General features: G+C 45.0%; 19 protein-coding genes. 10 read left to right on the forward strand and 9 right to left on the reverse strand.

The window, feature by feature from the left end; all coding sequences use genetic code 11:
• Window positions 1-633 precede the first annotated feature (633 nt).
• Complete coding sequence (locus tag IEW76_RS13165) at window positions 634-1,791, reverse strand: MFS transporter (RefSeq protein WP_188654571.1); 1,158 nt, start codon at window positions 1,789-1,791, stop codon at window positions 634-636.
• A 76-nt stretch (window positions 1,792-1,867) separates the two neighbouring features.
• On the opposite strand from IEW76_RS13165, the gene addB reads away from it, so the two are divergent.
• The 3 genes from addB to IEW76_RS13180 are packed head-to-tail and all read left to right on the forward strand — an operon-like array spanning window position 1,868 to window position 9,382.
• Window positions 1,868-5,365, forward strand: a complete 3,498-nt coding sequence (gene addB / locus IEW76_RS13170) for a helicase-exonuclease AddAB subunit AddB (protein ID WP_188654574.1) — start codon at window positions 1,868-1,870, stop codon at window positions 5,363-5,365.
• On the forward strand, window positions 5,365-9,090 hold the full coding sequence (gene addA / locus IEW76_RS13175; protein ID WP_188654576.1) for a helicase-exonuclease AddAB subunit AddA: 3,726 nt from the start codon (window positions 5,365-5,367) through the stop codon (window positions 9,088-9,090). The genes addB and addA overlap by 1 nt, the downstream gene beginning before the upstream one ends.
• Window positions 9,091-9,094: 4 nt before the next feature.
• Entirely contained in the window at window positions 9,095-9,382 is a 288-nt protein-coding gene (locus IEW76_RS13180; RefSeq protein WP_188654578.1) for an HNH endonuclease, read from the forward strand.
• A 633-nt stretch (window positions 9,383-10,015) separates the two neighbouring features.
• Here IEW76_RS13180 and IEW76_RS13185 read toward each other — a convergent pair.
• From IEW76_RS13185 to IEW76_RS13210, 6 genes are all read right to left on the reverse strand, one after another.
• Window positions 10,016-10,231, reverse strand: coding sequence for a spore germination protein (locus IEW76_RS13185; protein WP_036785040.1), 216 nt, complete (start codon window positions 10,229-10,231; stop codon window positions 10,016-10,018).
• A gap of 54 nt (window positions 10,232-10,285) precedes the next feature.
• The gene (locus tag IEW76_RS13190; RefSeq protein WP_188654580.1) at window positions 10,286-10,666 is read right to left on the reverse strand and encodes a spore germination protein GerPE; all 381 of its coding nucleotides are present in this window, start codon (window positions 10,664-10,666) and stop codon (window positions 10,286-10,288) included.
• Complete coding sequence (locus IEW76_RS13195) at window positions 10,659-10,868, reverse strand: spore germination protein GerPD (RefSeq protein ID WP_373285990.1); 210 nt, start codon at window positions 10,866-10,868, stop codon at window positions 10,659-10,661. The genes IEW76_RS13190 and IEW76_RS13195 overlap by 8 nt, the downstream gene beginning before the upstream one ends.
• The gene (gerPC, locus tag IEW76_RS13200; RefSeq protein WP_229721241.1) at window positions 10,858-11,463 is read right to left on the reverse strand and encodes a spore germination protein GerPC; all 606 of its coding nucleotides are present in this window, start codon (window positions 11,461-11,463) and stop codon (window positions 10,858-10,860) included. Before gerPC ends, IEW76_RS13195 begins: the two co-directional genes overlap by 11 nt.
• Before the next feature lie 75 nt (window positions 11,464-11,538).
• Window positions 11,539-11,763, reverse strand: coding sequence for a spore germination protein GerPB (locus IEW76_RS13205; RefSeq protein WP_188654586.1), 225 nt, complete (start codon window positions 11,761-11,763; stop codon window positions 11,539-11,541).
• 13 nt (window positions 11,764-11,776) lie between these two features.
• Complete coding sequence (locus tag IEW76_RS13210; RefSeq protein ID WP_188654588.1) at window positions 11,777-12,004, reverse strand: spore germination protein; 228 nt, start codon at window positions 12,002-12,004, stop codon at window positions 11,777-11,779.
• Window positions 12,005-12,132: 128 nt separating this feature from the next.
• Between IEW76_RS13210 and IEW76_RS13215 the strand changes: the two genes are divergently transcribed.
• The 5 genes from IEW76_RS13215 (at window position 12,133) to IEW76_RS13235 (ending at window position 16,127) form a co-directional block, all read left to right on the forward strand.
• On the forward strand, window positions 12,133-13,290 hold the full coding sequence (locus IEW76_RS13215) for a DUF418 domain-containing protein (protein WP_229721234.1): 1,158 nt from the start codon (window positions 12,133-12,135) through the stop codon (window positions 13,288-13,290).
• A gap of 6 nt (window positions 13,291-13,296) precedes the next feature.
• Complete coding sequence (locus IEW76_RS13220) at window positions 13,297-14,493, forward strand: DUF2157 domain-containing protein (RefSeq protein ID WP_188654590.1); 1,197 nt, start codon at window positions 13,297-13,299, stop codon at window positions 14,491-14,493.
• Window positions 14,490-14,987 carry a GDYXXLXY domain-containing protein gene (locus IEW76_RS13225; RefSeq protein WP_188654591.1) on the forward strand — a complete coding sequence of 166 codons (498 nt, stop codon included), beginning with the start codon at window positions 14,490-14,492 and terminating at the stop codon, window positions 14,985-14,987. The genes IEW76_RS13220 and IEW76_RS13225 overlap by 4 nt, the downstream gene beginning before the upstream one ends.
• A 69-nt stretch (window positions 14,988-15,056) precedes the next feature.
• A complete protein-coding gene (locus tag IEW76_RS13230) occupies window positions 15,057-15,854 on the forward strand; it encodes an SDR family oxidoreductase (protein ID WP_188654768.1) in 798 nt (265 codons plus the stop codon).
• A gap of 72 nt (window positions 15,855-15,926) precedes the next feature.
• Window positions 15,927-16,127 (forward strand): PspC domain-containing protein, encoded by a 201-nt coding sequence (locus IEW76_RS13235; protein ID WP_188654592.1) that lies wholly within the window; start codon window positions 15,927-15,929, stop codon window positions 16,125-16,127.
• A 142-nt stretch (window positions 16,128-16,269) separates the two neighbouring features.
• Here IEW76_RS13235 and IEW76_RS13240 read toward each other — a convergent pair whose 3' ends face one another.
• Window positions 16,270-17,472 (reverse strand): ornithine--oxo-acid transaminase, encoded by a 1,203-nt coding sequence (locus IEW76_RS13240; protein WP_188654593.1) that lies wholly within the window; start codon window positions 17,470-17,472, stop codon window positions 16,270-16,272.
• 152 nt (window positions 17,473-17,624) lie between these two features.
• Here IEW76_RS13240 and IEW76_RS13245 point away from each other — a divergent pair, with 152 nt between their 5' ends.
• The gene (locus tag IEW76_RS13245; protein ID WP_188654594.1) at window positions 17,625-18,011 is read left to right on the forward strand and encodes a YisL family protein; all 387 of its coding nucleotides are present in this window, start codon (window positions 17,625-17,627) and stop codon (window positions 18,009-18,011) included.
• A 763-nt stretch (window positions 18,012-18,774) separates the two neighbouring features.
• On the forward strand, window positions 18,775-20,622 hold the full coding sequence (gene asnB / locus IEW76_RS13250; RefSeq protein ID WP_188654595.1) for an asparagine synthase (glutamine-hydrolyzing): 1,848 nt from the start codon (window positions 18,775-18,777) through the stop codon (window positions 20,620-20,622).
• A gap of 528 nt (window positions 20,623-21,150) precedes the next feature.
• Here asnB and IEW76_RS13255 read toward each other — a convergent pair.
• The gene (locus tag IEW76_RS13255; protein WP_188654596.1) at window positions 21,151-22,488 is read right to left on the reverse strand and encodes an MATE family efflux transporter; all 1,338 of its coding nucleotides are present in this window, start codon (window positions 22,486-22,488) and stop codon (window positions 21,151-21,153) included.
• Window positions 22,489-22,494: the final 6 nt, after the last annotated feature.

The following is a 22,494-nucleotide window of genomic DNA, read 5'->3' on the forward strand; positions in this document are numbered from 1 at the left end:
TCTAGGGCTTCGTAGTTTATCTCATCGATATAAACTTTTACGTCAAACTTAAGGAAACCGCCGAGTACGGACCCGTACGCTCGGTGGTGTGAGAGGACGGAGGTTAGTCACCTCCTCCTACTCGATTATTCCTATCATATAAGCGCCCTTATATGGAAGAGTTGAAGCTGAGACCCTAGAGCTGAAACGGGGTCGTTACGTTTGATGAGTGCTTAGGGGTGTCTGGGGAACGAATCGCTTTCCGCGGGCGAGCTGTCGAGCCTCCTCGTTCGCTAGCGCTCTCTGTGGGGTCTCGTCGACCTCTTTCTCCCGCAGGAGTCTCCTCGTTCCCCAGACACCCCTCCCTATATTCTTGCGAACGTCCCCACTGCTTAAGCGTGGCGGACAATAACGAGGAATCAAAATGTGGTATGTTTTCGTTACTGTTAATACGGTAAAGGTGGTCCGAGAAATTGCGAGACTCCTGCGGCAAGAGGAGCCTAGGGGAGACCCCGGAAGAAGCGTGAGCGACTGAGGAGGCTCTCCAGCTCGCCGCGGAAAGCGAGTGATTTCTCGGACCACCTTTAAGCTCAATTCAAGCAAACGGAAACATTCTCCCGTCTTAGTCTTCCAATTTATCGCTAAGGCATAACATTAAGAATGGGCGCGATTCGTTGGTAATGATACTTTTAGTCGAAGGCTGATATAGGCCAATCCCATAAACAAAACTGCACAACTGATGAGCACGCCTTGGAAAGGGACAATGGCTGCTCCTAAGCTTCCGATGCTGGCGCCTGTTAGTAGTGTGAACGAGTAGATCGACACCGCACTAGCGCGTGCTTGTTTGCTGCATTGTCCAACAAGCAAGATCACCATGGGGATGGTTAGCGAGGTGGATGCAATCATGAAGATGGAAGCGGCTAGGAGTGTCCATGTATTGAGAATCAGTAATGGAAGGGAAAAGCCGATTGTAACAGCTAGAAGACTCATGCCTAAGACGAACGGTGCTCCGAATCGTTGTTGCAACGGGCCGGCGAAGAAGGCAGGGAGAATTCCGATTAGTCCTATTACCCGGAAACCTTGCAGGGAAAAGGGAATATTAATTTCTCCTCTGGCAATTAACCATTCAAAACTCCCGTAAAACAACATGACGGTAAAAAGAAGGAAAAAGGTAATTCCATATAGTTTTTGCAAGGGTCTGAACTGAAAAAATGATAAAATAGGAGATAATGAAAATAACGTTTGAAAGGTTTTAGGTTTTGAGGAAACAAGAAATTGTTTCAATAGCAAAAAGCAGATGCTATAAAGTAAGCAAAAGCCAAAAAAGACCGTACGATACGTTCCGTAACTAGCTAGTTCTACTGCAATCATTTGCCCAAAGATCCCGGCGAATAAGAAGCCCGTATTAATCATCGCGATGACGAAGGGTTGCTCTTTTCCTTTAAAGTGTTCGAAGGAATAGGCAAATGCAGTCGGTGCGAAACTTGCAGCAAGGACCCCTTGAGCAGCGCGTAGTATGATAAAAAGCCAAAAGGTCGGCATAAGTCCAACGAGTAAGGTGACGAGAGTAAGCGCCGCCATACCGCATAGCAGGACCTTTTTGTGTGGTAGTTTATCGGCTAGCATCCCGAAGAAGAACAATCCAACCGCATAAGGGAAAATAAACATTGAACTGGCTAGAGAGACTACGGAGTCGGATACACCGTACAACTGTGCGATTTCAGAATGGAGAGGAAGCATGGTGTAGAGGTTGCTTGCGATGAAGATACCGGTAAAGATCAACGCGCCTGCCATTAGCTTTGATTTTAGCAAGGGATCACTCCTCTATACTATCGTAGTCGTACTGTATGCAAAACACTAAAAAACGTTCATGGAGTGGAGGTAACGAATGAGTATACGATTTTTATTAGGAAGAGCTGGTGCTGGAAAGAGTACTCAGTGTCTTGAAGAAATAAGAGAAAGTTTGAAGGAATCTCCTCAAGGGTCTCCCATTCTCTATATGGTTCCTGATCAGATGACGTTCCAGCAAGAATATGCCCTTTTAAAGCAAGAAGGAATTGAAGGGAGTATTCGCGCTCAAGTATTTAGCTTCTCCCGTCTTGCCTGGCGTGTGCTTCAGGAAACAGGTGGCGGAACGAAGAAGATGATTAGCTCTACGGGCGTCCAGATGATGCTTCGTAAAATCACTGAAGAACGTAAATCAGATTGGAATGTGTTCCAAAAGGCGATCGAAAAGCAAGGGTTTATTGAACAATTAGAAACGATGATTACAGAATTTAAGCGGTATCGGATTACACCTGAGTCGTTAAATGAATACATCGGCTCGATGGGAGATTATAAACACCCATACCCTGGAGAAGAAGCTCTGCAGCATAAACTAGAAGACTTATCGTACATATATGAACAGCTTATGATCGCCCTTCGTGAGCAATATATTGATAGTGAGGATCAATTGCAACTTCTTGCTGAGAAGATTGAGGAAGCTGATTCATTAAATGGGGCTGAAATTTATTTAGATGGCTTCCATAGATTTACGCCTCAAGAACTTGTGGTCTTACAAGCTCTTATGAAGAAAGCGAAACGCGTAACAATTGCTCTTACGCTAGATCAGCCCCGCTACGGAGAGATTGATGAACTTGATCTCTTCCATCAGACCGCTCACACATTCCAAGATTTAGAGCGAACGGCACAGGAAGTAAATGTTCCGGTTGAAGAGGTGAAATATGTATATGGCGGCGAAGGGCGCTTTGAGCGTCGTCCGGCTTTTGAACACCTTGAGCATTACTTTACAACAAGACCGGCCCCAGGATATCAGGAGAAGGCTCCGGTTACAGTAGCCCAAGCGGTTCATCCCCGAGCTGAAGTGGAAGGGGTCGCGCAGGAGATTATAGAACTCGTACGCGATAAAGGGTATCGATATCAAGATATGGCCGTTTTAATACGTGAGCCTGACGTCTATCATGACTTGATTCAAACCGTGTTTGAGGATTACCGAATCCCGGTCTTTATTGATGAGAAGCGGACGATGTTGAATCATCCGCTCGTTGAATTTGTAAGGTCAGCTCTTGATGTTATTGAAGGGAACTGGCGGTATGAGGCTATATTCCGTTTGTTAAAAACAGATTTTTTCCCTTTAGGGGACAGAGAACATCCGCTTACTCAGGATGCGATTGATGAACTTGAAAATTATTGCCTCGAGTATGGTGTCCGGACGAAAAAACGCTGGATTAGTGAAGAGCCATGGAGGTTTCAGCGATTCAGGGGCTTTGACCATTTATCTCAAACCGATGAAGAGAAGAAGAAAGAAGAGCGTATTAATCGCCTTCGCGATCAGGTCGTTAAGATTCTTCTGCCTTTCGATGAGCAAATCCGGGAAGCGTCTACCGTTAAAGAACGCTCACAAGTCCTGTTTCAGTGGCTAGAAGAGCTGCGGGTACCAAGTACGTTAGATCATTGGCGCGATTGGTATGACGAACGTGGTCAAATTGAGAAGTCCCGCGAACAAGAACAAGTATGGGATGCGGTTATTGGACTATTCGATGAGATGGTTGAAATGATTGGGAACGATAAAATCTCATTACAGCTTTACAGAACAACGATGGAAACGGGTCTTGAATCGTTAGACTTCTCTCATGTCCCGCCTAGCATGGATCATGTTATTGTCGGAAGCGTGGATCGCTCGCGTATTACAGGGATTAAAAGTGCGTTTCTCCTTGGGGTGAACGAAGGATTGTGGCCGATGAAGCCGCAAGCAGAAGGGATGATCTCAGAACAAGAACGGGAATTGCTGTCTGAACATGGCGTCCAGCTTGCCGACAGCAGTAAACGTCAACTTCTCGACGACCATTTTTATGTGTATCTTGCCTTTACGGCAGCTTCTGACTACTTATGGGTTAGTTATCCCCTTAGTAACGAAGAGGGAAAAGCGAAGGTTCCGTCTTCCATGGTTAAACGAATGAAGGAATTATTCCCATACTGTGAGGAAAAATCGCTCCTTGAAGAAGGCGACGATCATGAGGAAACAGAGCGATTCATTACAACTCCTCAGAAGACACGCTCTGTTTTAACAGCACAGCTTTCTCGTTACCTGCGAGGGTATCCGATGAAGGATGTTTGGTGGGATGTACTTGATTGGTTTATCGCTCATGACACGAACGCAATCGATACAAAGCGTGTTCTATTGAGCTTATTCTATAAAAATAAACCGTCTAACCTAGGACGTAATACGACCGATCACTTGTATCCAAAACAAGTGAAAGCGAGTGTGTCTCGTTTAGAGACGTACTATCGCTGTTCGTATCAGCATTTTGCGAAATACGGGTTAGGTTTACAAGAACGGTCTGTTTATAAGCTTGATGCACCAGATATTGGACAGTTGTTCCACGAAGCTTTAAAACAAATTACCGAGTGGATTCAGGTTGAGGGACGTGAATGGAATAGCATTACGGAGAATGACACGAACCAGTATGCCAAACGAGCGGTTCATGAACTCTCGCCTATTCTGCAGCACCAGATTCTTTATAGCTCAAACCGTTATCAGTACATTCAGCAAAAGCTTCAAGACGTAGTAGCTCGAGCAGCATACATGCTGAGTGAACAGGCGAAACAAAGTCAGTTTGCCCCAGTAGGACTAGAAGTCGGCTTTGGACCTGATGATAAGATCCCGCCGATGACGTTAGATCTTGCGAATGGATTCGAGTTAATGCTAAGAGGGCGGATTGACCGAGTAGACCGTGCGCAAGGAGACGAAGGGCTTTTACTTCGAATTATTGATTATAAGTCTAGTGCGAAGGGGCTTGATCTTGTTGAAGTATATTACGGCTTGGCTCTGCAGATGCTCGCCTATTTAGACGTGGTGCTTTCTCATTCGGATACGTGGCTTGGTACACAGGCAACTCCGGCTGGGGTGTTGTATTTCCACGTGCACAATCCAATGATTTCAGGATCACAGCTTCTAAAAGACACAGAAATTCAAGACGAGCTCTTTAAGAAGTTTAAAATGCAAGGACTCCTTGTAGAAGATGAGCAAATCGTGAAAATGATGGATACGAATTTAGATACAGGGATGAGTAAAATCGTACCGGCTGGTTTGAAGAAGGCTGGAGGATTCCGGAAGGGCTCGCAGACGGCTGAAGAAGCAGCCTTCAAGCACTTGCAAAGTTATGTAAGGGATATGATGAAATCTGCAGGTGAATCGATTACAAACGGAAAAGTCGATTTAAATCCATTTCAGAAGAATCAGCAGGTCGCTTGTACATTCTGTGACTATCGCTCTGTTTGTCAATTCGACCCGACACTTGAAGAGAACCAGTACCGAACGATAAAACCGATGAAGGATGAAGATATATTGCAACAAATTGTGAAGCAAGAGGGGGATGATGAGTAATGCCATCCTGGACTCCAGAACAAGAACAAGCCATTTACACAAGCGGAAAGGACGTCCTCGTATCAGCGGCTGCCGGATCAGGGAAAACCGCTGTTCTCGTTGAACGTATTATTCAGAAACTCTTGAATCAGGACAATCCAACAGACATTGATACCTTGCTTGTCGTGACATTCACCAATGCCGCTGCACAGGAAATGAGAAACCGTGTTGGAGAAGCCTTAGAGAAAGCATTAGAAGAAAATCCGGGCTCCATGCATTTGAAGAAACAACTTTCACTGTTGCAGCGTGCCTCCATATCGACGCTTCACTCATTTTGTCTTGATGTTGTGCGTCGTTATGCTTACCAGCTTGATTTAGACCCTCAGTTTCGGATTGCTGATGAAGTAGAAGGAGACCTTATTCGTCAGGAAATTTTAGAGGATTTGTTTGAAGAATGGTATGGGAAAGAAGGAGAAGAACGGGATGCTTTCTTTGAAGTGGTCAATCGTTTCTCAGGGGACAGAAGTGACCAGGAAGTTGAATCACTCATGCTTTCCGTTTATAACTTCGCGATGCAAAATCCGTGGCCAGATACGTGGATGGAGAAAGTTTCTGCGATGTATCACGTTTCAGAAGATACACCTGAAGAGGAGATCGAGTGGCTCAATATTTTAAAACGGGAAGTGAAAAGTCAGCTTACAGCCATGTTTGCTGATTCAGAACAAGCCTTGAACCTGACTCGCGAGCCTGATGGTCCTTATCATTATGCTGAAGCTATTGATGACGACCGAGAGAAAATGCAAAATGCTCTAGGGCTTGTGGATATTTCTTGGCACGATCTTCAGCAGTTTATGGAGACTACTGGTGGCTTTAAAGCCCTGTCTCGAAAAAAGGTGGAGTGTTCTGAAGAATTAAAGGATCAGGTGAAGGCTCTTCGGGACCGTTATAAGAAACGCTTTGCTTCCCTTAAAGAGGATTGGTTTGCCCGTTCTCTTTCGGCACACCTAGGCGATATGCAGACACTTGCGCCTGTTGTCGACCAGCTTATGATCCTTGTGAAAGAGTTTCATGTACGTTTCCAAAAGAAGAAGAAAGAGCAAGCGCTTGTTGATTTCGCCGACCTTGAGCACTATTGCTTACAAGTGTTGATGGATGAGGCGTCAACGCCAGGGGATATAAAACCTTCAGAAGTAGCGAAAGGCTATCAGTCTCAGTTTACCGAGCTGTTGGTAGACGAATATCAGGATACAAACCTTGTTCAGGAAACCATTTTACGAATGGTGACAGATGGTGAGCATGCAGGAAATCTCTTCATGGTAGGAGACGTAAAGCAAAGTATTTATCGTTTCCGTCACGCTGAACCGACGCTTTTCTTACAAAAATATAAAGAATTCGCGGGAGAGGATCACCCTTCAGAGCGGATTGACTTAGCGCGTAACTTCCGAAGTCGAAAAGAAGTTCTCCACGGAACGAACTATATCTTCCGCCAGCTTCTTGATGAAGAAGTCGGAGAGATGACGTATGACAAAGATGCCGAGCTGATTTACAGCAATACGATCTACGACGAATTGACCTCAACCGATGCTGATGCAGAATTAATGATTATTGACCGGCAGGCGCCTGAAGATCCATCTGAACTAGAAGCAGGACAAGAAGGCTTTCAGGATCTTGAAAAAGCCCAAATTGAAGCCCGTGCCTATGCCCAAAAGATTAAACAGTGGCTTGGCCACGGCGATGAAGATGCGCTTCAGGTTGTGGATAAAGAAACAGGAATGAAGCGAAGTATCCAGTTCCGCGATATTGTAATCCTTATGCGTTCCATGACGTGGGCGCCGACCATTGTGGAAGAACTAAAGCAACAAGGGATACCGGTTTATGCGGAGCTGTCTTCGGGGTATTTTGAAGCGATTGAAATCAAAATCATGATCAGTCTCTTGAAAGTGATCGATAACCCAAGACAAGATATCCCACTTGCTTCTGTCCTTCGCTCTCCGATTGTTGGCTTGAACGAGGATGAGCTTACAAATGTTCGTTTAGCGAAGCGGAAAGCGTCTTATTATGAAGCTCTAAAAGCTTACAAGCGTGTAGGAGATGACGCTAGCTTAATAGAGAAGGTTGAGCACTTCCTAATGAGACTGGAAATATGGAGGGTACGGGCTAGACAAGGGTCTTTATCAGAGCTGATTTGGCAAGTATATAGGGAAACAGGCTATTATGACTTTGTTGGAGGCATTCCGGGCGGACGTCAACGTCAGGCTAACCTTCGTGCTCTCTATGACCGCTCGCGCAGTTATGAAGCTACATCGTTCAGAGGCTTGTTTCGCTTCCTTCGTTTTATTGAACGAATTGAAGAGCGAGGAGAAGACCTCGGTGCAGCGAAAGCTCTTGGTGAGCAAGAGGACGTGGTTCGTATTATGACCATACACAAGAGTAAAGGTCTTGAGTTCCCAGCCGTTCTGCTTGGAGGTATGGATAAACAGTTCAACCAGCAGGACTTAATGTCGAAGTACTTGTTACATAAGGATCACGGGTTCGGAAGTAAGTTTATAGATCCAGAGAAGCGGATTATGTACCCAACGCTTGCCTACCACGCTTTGAAAAAAGAGAAGCAGCGTGAGCTCCTTGCTGAGGAGATGCGCGTGTTGTATGTAGCGTTAACACGTGCGAAAGAAAAGCTCGTTATGATCGGGAACGTAGCTTCACTTGAGAAGAAGCTTGATAAATGGCGTGAATGGGTCGAACATCCACATTGGGTACTCCCGGCTCATTACAGGTTAGAATCGAAGTCTTATTTAGATTGGGTAGCTCCGGCCCTTATTCGTCACGAGCAAAATGAAGAATTGCGTGGTGCTGGTTCCATCATGCGTGTACCTGAAGCCATTGTGAACGATGAATCCTCGTGGCGCGTTAGTCTTCTTCACAGCAGTGCATATGCGAATCCAAATCGGGTGGAAGAGAAACAAAGTGAAGCCTTAGAAGAAGCGATTCGAGAGTGGAAGCAGGTAGGCGAAACAAAAGGCGAAGAGGAAGAAGTAAACAGGCGTCTGTCCTTTATGTATCCTCACCAAAATGCCATTCACCATCGTGCGAAGCAGTCTGTAACCGAACTGAAGAGGCAGAGAGAAGTACCTGATGAATATAGTGCTGACTCGTTAATTCGAGAATTCAAACGACCAATCGTTCAGCGGCCTCGCTTTATGCAAGAAAACCGCTCCTTAACAGCAGCAGAGGCGGGGAGTGCCATGCACACGGTCATGCAGCATCTACCGTTTACAAAGAAATTAACTGCTGCTGAAATTGAAGAGTATGTGGAGCAGTTCGTAGAGAAAGAACACCTCACAAGAGAGGAAGCGGATGCGATTAACGTGGAGGCCATTGAAGCGTTCTTTGAAAGTGAAATGGGCGAAATGATTATGAATTCTACAGAAGTATATCGCGAAGTTCCGTTCACCCTGACATTGCCAGCTCATGAAGTGTATGCCGACTGGAAAGAAGAAACCGACGAGAAAGTATTTGTCCAAGGTGTCATCGACTGTATCATCCCTGGAGAGAATGGCTGGATTATTCTTGATTATAAAACCGATAAAATTCAAGAAGGGCAAAATGAAGAGTCGTTAAAAGAGCGCTACAGAACCCAGCTCTCTCTTTATGCAGAAGCATTAAGTCGCATTTGGCGCAGGCCCATCACAGCCCAATACCTTTATTTCTTTGATGCATCGTTGTTAACACGAGTAGACGAGAGGTGATGAAATGGCCCAGCAAGAATCGTGTGAGTTATGCGGACGGGGTCCTATTGAAACAACCGAGCACCACTTAGTCCCGAGGCAATACGGAGGCGCAGAAGGTCCAACAGCTGAATTGTGCAAAGCCTGTCACAAGCAAATTCATGCGCTATTCACCAATGCAGAATTAGCCGGGTTTTACAACACAATCGAACGCCTACGTGACCATCCTGATATGGAGAAATATATTAAATGGGTAAAGAAACAAGATCCGCATAAGAAGATTACGATTAAGAAAGCCAACCGCAAAAAGTAACCAGTAAAACGGCCAAGGAGGAATCTCCTTGGCCGTTTTTGAATGACTAATTTGGGAATGCAATGGTCCTTTACTGTAAAAAGTGCTTGGGCAGGCTTGGGGACAACTCGCTTTCCTGCGGGGAGCTGGGAAGCCTCCTCGTTCGCTTTCGCTCTCTGTGGGGTCTCCCCTAGGCTCCTTACCCCGCGGGAGTCTCGCAGTCCCCAAGCCTGCCCTGGCATTAAGAAGTGAACGGACTAAACCTAGATCGTTTTTTATCCTCACTCACGTTATGGCGTGTTTCCAAGCTCTCCTTATTCTGGGTATAAGCTAGCAGAAACAATGGCATGCATGCCCCTGATTCTGTAGATTTCCTTCCATAGTTAAGCTGCGGGGCCGTTCGTAAAAACTCTAGCCAGGGGTGTCTGGGGAACGGGGAGACTCCTGCGGGAGAAAAAGGTCGACGAGACCCCGCAGGGCATGAACTTTGCCCGAGGAGGCTCGACAGCTCGCCCGCGGAAAGCGAGTCGTTCCCCAGACACCCCAAGAACTTATCAAACGTAACGGCCCCAGTCTATCTCCAATGTCTCAGCAGATAGATTATATTTAAAAAATAAAGACGAAATTACATGATGTAATTTCGTCTTTACCCATCTAGGTGGCAACTGTTGGCTGGTCAACGCCATCTGGGTCAAATGGGTTCGTTGAGCTAATGCCGTTGTTTGTATTGATAAAGTCACCCGTGTTGGCGCTTCCTGACCCAGTATTTGATTTAGAGGAGCTTTTTGGAGAAATGTAGAAGGAATCCCCAAAGTTAATAACGCCTCCGCCTACGCTGTTAATTTTAATAGGTCCGACAATGGATGGCATGCTGATCACCTTCCTTATAAGAGGTCTCTTTTCATAGGGTATGCATCCTTAGTCTTATTGTTCGTCATCCTTTTCTTTTAAAATGCGAAAATGTTTAATACGGACTTCGGATTCCAGGTGATTAAGGTTACCAATCTGAAAAACAGATGCAGAGGATACCCCTTCAATATGGACTGAGTCTACGTGGATATAGGGATCACACGGAACTCTTGTTTGATCAATGACGATTTGACGTTCAAAGCGGGGTAATTCGGCTGAATAGATGGGGAAGTCGCTGAATGGAAAGTCTCGATCTGTAAATAATGCGCCTTCCTTTTGAACAGCTAGGGCGCGAGAGCGAGGTGTTGCTTCTTCTGCATCCCCGATTTCAAAGATAGAACTTAGCGTTAGAGAATTGATTTTAACTTGATTGACACAGGAGGTTCTTTTATACATTTTTTCGATCCTTTTGTTCTTTACGTTTTCGTTCCGTCAGGGGTACAAGAGGTCCTACGATGACAGATTCAGGTGGTGTATCAAAGATAGAAGAGAGGGCGATCGTTTCATTGTCCCCAATTAAAAAAACAGAAGATGAGGAAACACCTTGGACTCGGATGTTCCCTACATTTAGTCCGCAGTTATGCACTTCAAACTTCACTAGGTTCATCTCCTTTGTGGCTTTGGTTTTGGATGAAATGATGGAGGGATTCATAGATTTCTTGTTTAACTTGTTGGGATATTGATTGGATCTGTGCATCGTCCATCATTCCGTTTGAGGCGTTTGACTGCTCAAGATAATGGGATACACGATCATCGAGCTGTTTCTGGATATCTTGTAGAATAAATTGCTGATAGGTTGAGTCATAATGGCGTCCGTACTGTCCGGCGATTTGTTGGAGATCACGTGGTCCTTGGTCGGTTAGGTAATTCTGTAAATCAGAAATAATTTTATCTTTCACAGCCTGACCTCCGCTGAGTTTAGGAGGAAAGGGCTTTTCATCTATAGCAAGGTCTTCAATACCAAAGTCTTTCCCGTTCTGGGGGGTTAAGCCAATATTAAGCGTCCCTTCCAGGGTTTCGATCTTTAGTTGGTCAAAGTTGTATTCGATTTTTTCGATGTTGGTTGAGGGGCGTTGGTTCTCTTCGGCCTTTTTCTCAAGCTCACCAACTCGCTTCTCTAATTCTTTCATTTTCTCAGTCTGCGATTCAACGAGCTTATGAAGTTTCTCTAAATACTGGGTCCATGAATCCATATACTGCACTTGATCTCCCCCTTTCTAGGCATTTACCTAGAATACTGTATGCATCATTCTGGGAAAGTGTGAAGGTTAGGAAATCGATAGAGGAACAAGGGGGCCTCCGTTTTCCTCTCCTGTTCCTTCTTCTCCAAGCGCCTCAGCTTCCTCAGCAGGTTCTGTGTAAGCGCCAGTATTGTAAAGGCTAGAACGCGCCTGAATAACGCCTGCACTACCAATTTGGAAAACCGAGGAGTTGGATACAGACCCCACTTTTAAAAAGTGGATATTGATAGACTGATGGATCGTGTAATTCATATGCCGTACCTCCCTATTGTTCAAAATCCTCGATTGTAGATTGATCAACGACATCTTGATCATAAACTGTCGTAGTAGATTGTGATAAATCAATTTGAATGCCGTCACCTGTGTTAAAGGACCCACCCCCAGCAAAGGTTTTCGCGGAACTCTGGGGAGCCATGGCGTAGACATCGCCGATATTAAATATAGCAGAGCCTGAAATGTTCACGACCTTAACGGCTCCCACCTGAGCTGGCATAGGCATACCTCCTTTATGATTAGCTTATGAGAGAGATGAGAGAACGTGTTAATCGTCTAAAAAAATTGCTTCTTCTGGTGAGATTAACGTAAAGTTAAGGTACATAGGTGATTAGGAGGTGAGGATTCGTGAAAAGTAAGCGATTGCCGTGGATTGACGCGGCAAGAGGATTGGCTATTTTTGGAATTTTTATGGTGAACATGCCTTCATTTAACGCGCCATACTTTATGTTTGGTGGGGAAGAGGCTTGGACCGGCGAACTGAACCGAGCTGTTCAGTCTGGTATTGATATGTTCTTTCAGGCAAGCTTTTATACGCTTTTTTCGTTCTTATTTGGATTTGGTTTGTATATGATGAAGGAAAGCTTAGAAGGTAAGGGGCTTCATTATTCAACAGTGCTTACACGTAGGTTGAGTGTCTTAATTGTTTTTGGACTCATCCATGGGATCTTGATCTGGTATGGTGATATTTTATTAACGTACGGTGTGTTGGGATTCTTGCTCCTTCCATTGTTGAAATGGTCTGTAAAAATGATGAGTTGGGTGGCTCTTACCATTTTGGTAGTATTCACGACGTATGTCACATTTGGGTATTACAGCTTCCGCGATCAGCTTGGGCAGGCAAATCAGTTTCTTATTGATAAAGCATTTACTGCTTATCAGTCAGACAGTTTGCTTTCCATATGGTCAGAAAACTGGGAAACGTGGCAACTCGTGTACGCTTCTGTGTACCAATGGGTATTCTTGGCGGCGTCGATATGGCCTGTTATGGTACTTGGTGTTATTGCTGCTAAGAAGCGATGGCTGCACGAGCCCATAACGCATGAAAAAACGATCAAGCAAATAGGAGGAATCAGTTTCGTTCTATTTGTTGTTTTTAAAATAGGACCATATTTGTATGGGAATCCCGAGTGGTTTAGTACTGCGCAGGATAACATCGGCGGAACAGCTTCAGCAATCTTCTACATGACGATGACGACACTACTTTGGAACAAAAAAGGGAAACTCTTACTCCCGTTTCAATATGTTGGGAAACTTTCATTAAGCAATTATATTTTCCAATCTGTTTTATGTTTCCTGCTCTTTTACGGTGTGGGGTTAGGTTTGTATGGAGATGTTTCTCCTGTGTGGAACGTCGTTCTTGTAATCGTCATCTACACACTTCAGGTCTTTGGAAGCTACTTATGGTTGAAAGTCTTTCAGTACGGGGGATTGGAGTGGATCTGGCGAGTATTTACATACAGACAGATCCAACCTCTTAAACGATCTAAAGAAAAGATGAGGTGAGTGAGTGTGAAACGGTCTTGGTTAGAGAAAGAAGGAAAAGCCTGGGTGGAAGAAGGGATTATTTCAAAGGAGCAGTATGACCAACTAGTCGCCAAATATCCAAATCGAAACTCGAAAGGGTTGTTAACGATTTTTGGTGGGTTGTTTATTGGGCTTGGATTCCTGACTTTTGTAGCTTCGAATTGGTCTTTAATGCCGAACATCTTAAAGATGGGGATTTTAATTGTGTCCCTGCTTGGGTTTTACTTCTTCGGGGACCGCGCTTACCAGAAAGGGTCTAGATCGCTAGGTACATCATTTTATGCCATAGGAGTCCTGCTGTTTGGTGCGGCAATGATCTTGACTGGTCAGATGTATCATTACATGGCTTATAGTGCGACAACCTTTTTCTTGTGGGGAGTGGCTGCCAGTTTAGTGTATGGAGTCAGAAGAGAACAACCTCTTCTTTATTTGACCTTAGCCATCTTAACGATGGGGCAACTTTATAGTTGGATGACTTACGGCGAATCCCATTTATGGATCTTCCTTTTATTCGTAATCGGGGGCGGTTTTGAATTGGTTCGGTTACGCCGTGATTTTCTTGCTTTATTATTTGGTTTTGGGTATATACTTCAGTCCCTTGTCTTTGTATTCGCAGGGGGACATGACTATGTTTGGTTGCTTTTCCTATGGTTATTGCTTTATGTTGCGACCACTCTCTCATTCTTCCGTTTCCCTTCATTGCAGATTACGAGTATTGGTGCTGCCTTTTTACTAAAGGCCATCGAGGTCTTCCTGCTTGATTCATGGGTGATGGAAAGATTGAACGTAAATGTAATCTTCCTCATTGCCCATATTATAGTAGCGGGACTACTAGTTTCGTTGGTAAAAGATCGTGCTATAGGTATTCTGAATCTCTTGCTGTTTCTTCCGGTCGTGTATGTAGGAGGGGATGGAGGAGTTATCGCGCTCATCCTATTATACGTAGTATCGATTGGATACCTAGTCATTGGGACGAAGCGGGAAGCTGTTGGTCTAGTCAATTTTGGCACGGGTGCCTTTTTAGTCAGCACGTTGATTGCATATGTTCAGTTAGCTTGGGATTTCCTTAACAAATCAGTCTTTTTCTTCATTGGAGGCGTTCTTTTGTTTGGATTAAGTTATGTGTTAAACCGGGAACGTCGCCGTTTATCTGGGAATGAAAAAGGGGGCGGAGGTAGATGAAGCGTTGGCTGTTTCCATTAATCGTAAGTCTACAAGTCTTGTATCTAGTTGGGATGGCTGGGGCGTACTACGCAATTGATCTTTTTGGAGAAACGATTGATTTAAAAACAGCTCCTGTTGATCCAAGAGACCTCTTTTACGGAGATTACGTAGTGGTGAACTATGAAATCTCTACAATTTCAGATGAAAAATGGGTCGGGAAAGAACCTCAGTACAACGAGAAGGTGTATGTGAAGTTGAAGAAAGACGGAGAGCTCTATGCAGCAGAAGCCGTGTCGCATCAAGCATTACGTACAGAGGGCGATGAAATTTTAATCACGGGCCAATATAAAGGTGGCAATGGAAATGAACTTCGTATTCGCTATGGAATTGAACGCTTTTATGTGGAAGAAAACACTGGCGAAGCATTAGAAGGGAACGAGTCTGAAAGGATTGCCAAAGTAGCTGTTGCTCCCTGGGGGCAGAAGAAAATTGTCAGTTTGAGTCATCCATAAACGCTCCTCTTGGAAAAACGCCCCTCTTTTTCAGTACAATAAAGGTACTAGTATGAAGGAGGGGTTATGGTGGACTTAGGTTTACAAGGGAAGCGGGTTGTTCTATTAGCATCGAGTAAAGGGATTGGAAAAGCGATCGCAACGGAATTTGTACGTGAAGGAGCTACTGTATTGATTTCGAGTCGCAATGCTGAACATCTTCTGCAGGCAGCTGAAGAGATTCACCAGGAAATAGGGGGCTTAGGCGCGGCTCCGCATACTGAAGTCTGTGACATTACAGATCCAGCCAGCTTAGAAGCTTTATTTGAATCGGCGGTTGATAAACTTGGTGGGGTGGATATCCTTGTGAATAATGCAGGGGGGCCTCCGGCAGGGAGTTTTATGGACATGTCTGATGAAGATTGGCAAAAGGCATTTGAGTTGAATTTGCTAAGTTTTATTCGCGCAAGCCGTTTAGCCATTCCTCATATGAAAGACGCGGGGAGAGGGCGCATCTTAAACATTGCTTCTTCCTCCATTAAACAGCCAATCGATGGACTGATTCTATCCAACACGTTCCGAACCGGGATCGTGGGTTTAGCGAAATCAATGGCTACGGAGTTTGCCGGTGAAGACATTCTAGTGAATACGCTTGGACCAGGGCGAATCGAAACGGAGCGCGTTGAGGAATTAGATGAGAAGATGGCAACAAAACAAGGGCTCTCCGTTCAGGAAGTGAAGGCCGAGATGGAAACGATGATTCCCGCAGGGCGATATGGTACGCCTGAAGAATTTGCTCGTACAGCTGTTTTCTTGGCCTCTTTTGCTAATACGTATGTTACAGGACAAGCGCTTGTTGTGGACGGAGGATACGTGAAGGCGTTGTGATATTGTAAAAGGTGAAACATCGTAGTACCCTGATTCGTAGGATAGGTATAGAAGTATACAGGAGGAACGCTTATGAAAAAACTTTATCGTTCCACGCAAGATGAACAAATATCAGGTGTTCTCGGTGGATTAAGTGAACTTTACAATATTGACGTAAGCCTTTTGCGAATCTTAACGGTGGTTTTGTGCTTCTTTACAAGCGGATTTGTGTTGTTGCTTTATATAGTCGCCGCAAGCGTCATGCCAACCGATGATGAGATCAAGAAGCTTTAATAATGGATATAAAAGAGCGCCCGGTGCATTGGACCGAGCGCTCTTTTTCGTTTTAGACTATATGTTTCGGTTCGCAAACGCTCACCGTGTTTCCTTGATCTTGCTGCGGTTCAGTCCAGTCTTTACGTTGCTGAACGGTTGCTTACGCTTTTGATGCTAATACGTCTTTAATCTGCTGGATTGCCCAGTCCAGGTCCTCTTTATCAATGACAAGAGGGGGAGCGAAGCGAATGACGCTCTCGTGGGTTTCTTTACATAGAAGCCCTTTCGCTTTCAATTCCTCGCAATATTTACGAGCAGGTTCTGTCATCTCAACACCAATGAAAAGCCCTTTTCCGCGCACTTCTTTAATCTTAGGATTGTCGATGGAACGAAGCTCGCTCATCATATATTCTCCAAGCTCAAGTGAACGGTTTGCAAGATTTTCTTCTTCTAAAACTTCAAGTGAAGCAACGGAAACAGCACATGCTAGAGGGTTTCCGCCAAAGGTTGAACCGTGTGAACCAGGGTTAAATACACCTAGTACTTCTTTATTCGCAACGATACAAGAGATCGGGAATACTCCTCCACCAAGAGCTTTACCTAGAATGAGCATATCAGGAGATACGTTTTCCCAATCACAAGCAAACATCTTCCCAGTACGTCCAAGGCCAGCTTGGATTTCGTCGGCAATATAAAGCACGTTGTTCTCTTTACAAATATCATAAGCTTCTTTTAAGAACCCTTCTGGAGGGATGACAATACCAGCTTCTCCCTGGATCGGTTCAAATAAGAAAGCGGCTGTATTCTCCGTAATGGCTTCACGCAACGCATCAGCGTCACCGTATGGAATCACTTTAATCCCTGGCAACATAGGCCCAAAACCACGTTTATACTCCGATTCAGAAGACAAGGAAACCGCAGTCATCGTACGACCATGGAAATTGCCTACACATGCAATAATTTCAGCTTGGTCTTCTGCTACACCTTTCACATCATAAGCCCAGCGGCGTGCAGCTTTTATAGCCGTCTCAACAGCTTCTGCTCCTGTATTCATAGGCAGAGCCATCTCTTTATTGGTTAGTTTACAAATCTTCTCATACCAAGGACCGAGCTGATCATTATGAAAAGCACGGGAAGTTAAGGTTACGCGGGATGCCTGTTCCGTTAACGCATCAATGATTTTAGGGTGACGGTGGCCCTGGTTAACCGCTGAATAAGCGCTTAACATATCCATATATCGATTACCCTCAGGATCTTCTACCCATACACCGTCTGCTTTAGCGATGACGATTGGAAGCGGGTGATAGTTCTTTGCCCCATACTCCTGTGTTTGTTCAATAATTTGTTCACTTGTATGTGTCATTGTATCCCTCCATCATTTAAAGAATCTATGAATAGTATAACAGTTTTTCAGAATTTTTTGTTATATAGGTTGGGAAAGAGTAAACATTCGCGAATCAGACGTTTTTTTGGTATGATATCGGTGGTAAGTTCTATGTAAAGGAGGAAAAAAGTATGGATGGACAAACGCACTTACATATTACGTCATGGGTATTAGCGCTAATTCTGCTAGGCCTGACGGTATGGTTTGATCGATTAGGAAAGCCAAAGATCGGTAAAGTCTTTCACATGATTCTACGTTTGGACTACTTATTAATCTTGTACTCTGGTGGTAGCCTTATTGCCGTGTATTTTGCAAACGCAGGAGGCGCAATGCTAGGAGAAGCGATTATTAAGAGCTTAGCTGGCTTATGGGTAATCTTCGCAGTTGAAATGATTGCCGTCCGCGCCAAAAAACGCGTTTCCGCAAAAAGCGCCTGGATCCAATTCTTCATCGCAATCATTATCGCACTAGTACTAGGATTCGGTCGTCTACCAATGGGAATTTTACCATTAAATTAATCATGTAATCTCGTTTTTAAAAGCGTTGAATTGTAAACCAATTCAACGCTTTTTTGTATGGATTGCAGTAAGTTTTGTGGAGAGGCTCAAGTTTGGGAGGTATTGGCTCAAGTTCGGGAAAAGCGGCTCAAGTGGAGAAAGTAAGTCACTAGGAAGAGGCGGTTTTCGTCTGATATTCGGGGAAGCGACTCAAGTCCGGCAAAAGTGGCTCAAGATCGAGTAAAGCGGCTCAAGTTCGAGTAAAGCGACTCAAGTTTCGGAAAAAGTGACTTAAGTGTTCAAAATACCGGCTCGAGTAGGAAGTGAAACGGCTCAAGATTGATGAAAGTAGCTCAAGTCTGGTGGTAGCTGGCTCAAGTTCAGCGGAAAGCGGCTCAAGTGGAGAAAGTAAGTCACTAGGAAGAGGCGGTTTTCGGCTGATATTCGGGGAAGCGACTCAAGTCCGGCAAAAGCGGCTCAAGTTCGAGTAAAGCGACTCAAGTTTCGGAAAAAGTGACTCAAGTGTTCAAAATACCGGCTCGAGTAGGAAGTGAAACAGCTCAAGTCTGGTGGCGGCTGGCTCAAGTCCGGCGAAAGCGGCTCAAGTTCGAGTGAAGCAACTCAGGTTCAGAATCCATACTCAATCCAGGGAGCCCTAGATTCATCCGATAGCGGAGAGGGTTGTTTATGTGCGCTCTCTAAATCACATCTTTTTCATCTGGGCATATGTTAGGGAAGGAAGACAATTGAATCGCAAGCTCTAGCATAGAAAGGATGAGTGTAGATGTGTGGCATTAGTGGATGGGTTGATTATAAAAAGGATCTGACGCAGCACGAACGCACCGTTGAAAAAATGGCGAAAACACTTCACTACCGCGGTCCTGATGAATCCAATGCCTGGATTAAGCCTCACGTTGCATTTGGTCATCAGCGCTTAATCGTAGTGGATCCTGAGGGTGGCAGACAGCCGATGACCTTTCAGAATGGTTCTCATGCGTATACCATTTGTTACAACGGAGAGTTATACAATACAGAAGATATCAGGAAAGAGCTGGCCAGTCTCGGGTGGAGCTTTCAGTCTCATTCTGATACAGAAGTTTTACTTAAGAGCTATATGCAGTGGAAAGAAGCGTGTGTGGATCGGTTAAATGGGATTTTTGCTTTTGGAATCTGGGATGGCGAAAGAGAAGCGCTCTTTATCGCTCGTGACCGTTTAGGAGTGAAGCCGTTCTTCTACACGGAGAACGCAGGGGGACTCGTGTTTGCTTCAGAGCTAAAAGCACTTCTTGCTCATCCGGATATTGCCCCTGTTCTTGATGAGGAAGGGCTGAGTGAAATTTTGGCGCTCGGGCCATCTCGTACTCCGGGGCATGGTGTCTTTAAAGGTGTAAAAGAACTTCGGCCAGGGCATGTAGGGGTCTATAGTCGTAATGGACTCAAGATCACCCGGTATTGGAACGTAGAGAGTCATGAACATACGGATTCAGTAGAGAAAACGGCCGCAACGATTCGTGAATTGTTTGAAGATGCTGTAACCCGTCAGCTCGTGTCTGACGTGCCAGTCGGAACGTTTTTATCAGGCGGAGTGGATTCAAGTGCGATTACAGCCATTGCCGCGAACCATATGAAAGCAGCTGGAAAAGATCCACTTCAAACCTTCTCGATTGATTTTGACGGCAATCAGAAGTATTTCAAAGCAAATACGTTCCAACCCAATAGCGACGGGGATTTTATTCAATTGATGTCAGACACGTTCGGCACGAAGCATTCATCTTCTGTCATGAATAACGATGTGTTGGCGGGGCTTTTAAAAGAAGCCGTCAATATGCGTGATCTACCAGGTATGGCTGACGTGGATTCTTCGTTATTATGGTTTTGCCGTGAGATTAAAAAGGATGTAACCGTGGCGTTATCTGGAGAATGTGCGGATGAAATTTTCGGAGGATATCCGTGGTTTTATCGTCAGGAAGACTTGTCTCGAGAAGGGTTCCCTTGGATTCGCTCTTCTGGTGTCCGAAATGAACTTCTAACTGATGAGTGGAGCCAGAAGCTTGATTTGCATGGGTATATGATGGGGCGTTATCAGGATACGATCGCTGAGACGCCAACGTTTAGCGGTGACTCGAAAGAAGAAGCACAGCGACGCCAACTCTTTTATTTAAATCAGCTCTGGTTTATGACAACGCTATTAGATCGTAAGGATCGCATGAGTATGGGGGCAAGTCTTGAAGTTCGTGTTCCATTTAGTGATCATCGCTTGGTCGAGTACGTGTGGAACGTGCCGTGGGAAATGAAGCGATACGGGGACAGAGAGAAGGGAATCTTGCGGAAGGCCTTAGAAGGCTTATTGCCTAATGACGTCTTGTACCGGAAGAAGAGTCCATATCCGAAGACGCACAATCCTGTTTACACAAAAGCTGTAGTAAGCTGGCTCGGAGAAATACTCGATGATCCCAATGCACCGTTGTTTAACCTCTTTAAGAAAGAACGCATCCAACAACTTGTTGACAGTGAAGGGAAGGCAATCGATGCACCATGGTTTGGTCAACTCATGACAGGACCACAGCTCCTCGCTCACCTCGGCCAGATCAACCACTGGCTCAAAGCATACAACGTAAAAATTGAAGTTTAAATGATACTTTAGTGCTGTAAAGAAGGTCAGGGTGCCAGACACCCTTTGGTGCGGTAGAGCGTGAAAGAAGCTACTCCAAATAGTTGGAGTAGCTTTTTTGTATTTCTTATAGGCTTATGCCTGCCGGGCCTAGACGGGGCATTTCCGCTTTTGCTATCATCCAGCTGCAATGCCCCAGGCCCTCGGGACATAAGCGGTTGATCTGCATGAAGGAAGGGCACTTCATTCCGATCCTCCGCTTATGCCTGCCGGGCCTAAGCGGGGCATTTTCGCTTTTGCTATCATCCAGCTGCAATGCCCCAGGCCCTCGGGACATAAGCGGTTGATCTGCATGAAGGAAGGGCACTTCATTCCGATCCTCCGCTTATGCCTGCCGGGCCTATACGGGGCATTTCCGCTTTTGTTATCATCCAGCTGCAATGCCCCAGGCCCTCGGGACATAAGCGGTTGATCTGCATGAAGGAAGGGCACTTCATTCCGATCCCCCGCTTATGCCTGCCGGGCCTAAACGAGGCATTTCCGCTTTTGCTATACAAAAGCTTTTTGTCTCCATTTCTTCTTATACCAACGCCTTGTCATGAGGAGGCCGCGGAGCCATTCGTCGGTTATGAATCCGATCCAAATTCCTGCGAGCCCCATGTTTAAGTACAAGCCGAAGAACCAGCCGAATGTTACGCTAATGCCCCACATGGATAGGATTCCGACGAATACAGGGAATTGTACATCGCCTGCTGCTCGTAGGGAGCTGATAACAGTGAGGTTAATGGCTCGTCCTGGTTCTAATAGAATCGTTAGCAATAATAGAAAGGTTCCTTGTTCAATAATAGAATCATTGGATGTAAAGATTCCAAGGAGGGGGTCACTAAAGAAATAGACAATAACAGACATTCCAACAGAAATACCAATGGCTAGTTTAGCACTGCTGAAGCCTTGCTTATAAGCATCGTCCAACCTTTTGGCTCCGATGTAGTGACCAATTAGAATTTGAGTGCCTTGCCCAATGGCAATGGCAGCGAGAAAAATAAACATCATAATATTCTGAGCATACACTTTCGTTGTAATCGCCGTTGTCCCCATCTGAGCAATAAAGTAGGTAATAGCTATTTGACTGGCATTGTAAGAAAGTTGTTCTCCTGCAGATGGGACACCGATGCGGAGAAGTCCCAGAACATGTTTTTTCTGATATCGGAAAAACGAAGTCATTGGGAGTTCACCGTTGCTTCGTTTAATAAGCAACCCTAATAAAACAAGAAAACCAATAAAGCGGCTAATCGCAGTCGAGTAGGCGACTCCTTCAACACCAAGGACCGGAAATCCAAGCGGACCGAAAATGACAAAATAGTTGCCGATTACGTTAATGATGTTCATTCCAATCGTGACGTACATGGCGTCTTTGGTGAAACCATAGTTTCTAAGCACTGCTCCTGTTGTCATAATAAGCGCCTGTACAAAGATCAGCCCCCCAACAATGTTTAGATAGAGATTAGCTTCATCCATGAGTTCAGGGGGAAGATCCATGAGGTTGAGGATCGGTTCAGAGAACATGTACAAGCTCACACTCAGAATTAAGGAGAACCACAAGTTTAAACTTAAGGAACTGATTGCAATGGAGCCTGCTTCTTCTTCCTTATCGGCTCCTAAGTGCTGGGCAACTAAAATGCCGGCTCCTGTGGCCACAAAACCAAACATCACGACAACAACAGACAGAATCTGATTTGAGACTCCAACTGCAGCAACAGAGTGATCGGAATATTGACTGAGCATAAGCGTATCTGCATTCCCCATTAACATGTGCAACATGATTTCAATGAAGATCGGCCACGTTAAGGAGAAAAGCGTCATTTTAGTTTTAGATTGTGCCTTCATGATAGG

The organism is Pontibacillus salipaludis (assembly GCF_014642405.1).
GTDB classification, from domain to species: domain Bacteria; phylum Bacillota; class Bacilli; order Bacillales; family BH030062; genus Pontibacillus; species Pontibacillus salipaludis.

Excerpts from the sequence above, each read along its gene's own strand:
- IEW76_RS13180 (WP_188654578.1), top strand. The coding sequence starts at position 9,095 with ATGGCCCAGCAAGAATCGTGTGAGTTATGCGGACGGGGTCCTATTGAA.
- IEW76_RS13245 (WP_188654594.1), top strand. The coding sequence starts at position 17,625 with ATGGATGGACAAACGCACTTACATATTACGTCATGGGTATTAGCGCTA.
- IEW76_RS13255 (WP_188654596.1), bottom strand. The coding sequence starts at position 22,488 with ATGAAGGCACAATCTAAAACTAAAATGACGCTTTTCTCCTTAACGTGG.
- IEW76_RS13190 (WP_188654580.1), bottom strand. The coding sequence starts at position 10,666 with ATGTATAAAAGAACCTCCTGTGTCAATCAAGTTAAAATCAATTCTCTA.
- gerPC (WP_229721241.1), bottom strand. The coding sequence starts at position 11,463 with ATGGATTCATGGACCCAGTATTTAGAGAAACTTCATAAGCTCGTTGAA.
- asnB (WP_188654595.1), top strand. The coding sequence starts at position 18,775 with ATGTGTGGCATTAGTGGATGGGTTGATTATAAAAAGGATCTGACGCAG.
- IEW76_RS13205 (WP_188654586.1), bottom strand. The coding sequence starts at position 11,763 with ATGAATTACACGATCCATCAGTCTATCAATATCCACTTTTTAAAAGTG.
- IEW76_RS13185 (WP_036785040.1), bottom strand. The coding sequence starts at position 10,231 with ATGCCATCCATTGTCGGACCTATTAAAATTAACAGCGTAGGCGGAGGC.
- IEW76_RS13240 (WP_188654593.1), bottom strand. The coding sequence starts at position 17,472 with ATGACACATACAAGTGAACAAATTATTGAACAAACACAGGAGTATGGG.
- IEW76_RS13235 (WP_188654592.1), top strand. The coding sequence starts at position 15,927 with ATGAAAAAACTTTATCGTTCCACGCAAGATGAACAAATATCAGGTGTT.
- addB (WP_188654574.1), top strand. The coding sequence starts at position 1,868 with ATGAGTATACGATTTTTATTAGGAAGAGCTGGTGCTGGAAAGAGTACT.
- IEW76_RS13210 (WP_188654588.1), bottom strand. The coding sequence starts at position 12,004 with ATGCCAGCTCAGGTGGGAGCCGTTAAGGTCGTGAACATTTCAGGCTCT.
- addA (WP_188654576.1), top strand. The coding sequence starts at position 5,365 with ATGCCATCCTGGACTCCAGAACAAGAACAAGCCATTTACACAAGCGGA.
- IEW76_RS13225 (WP_188654591.1), top strand. The coding sequence starts at position 14,490 with ATGAAGCGTTGGCTGTTTCCATTAATCGTAAGTCTACAAGTCTTGTAT.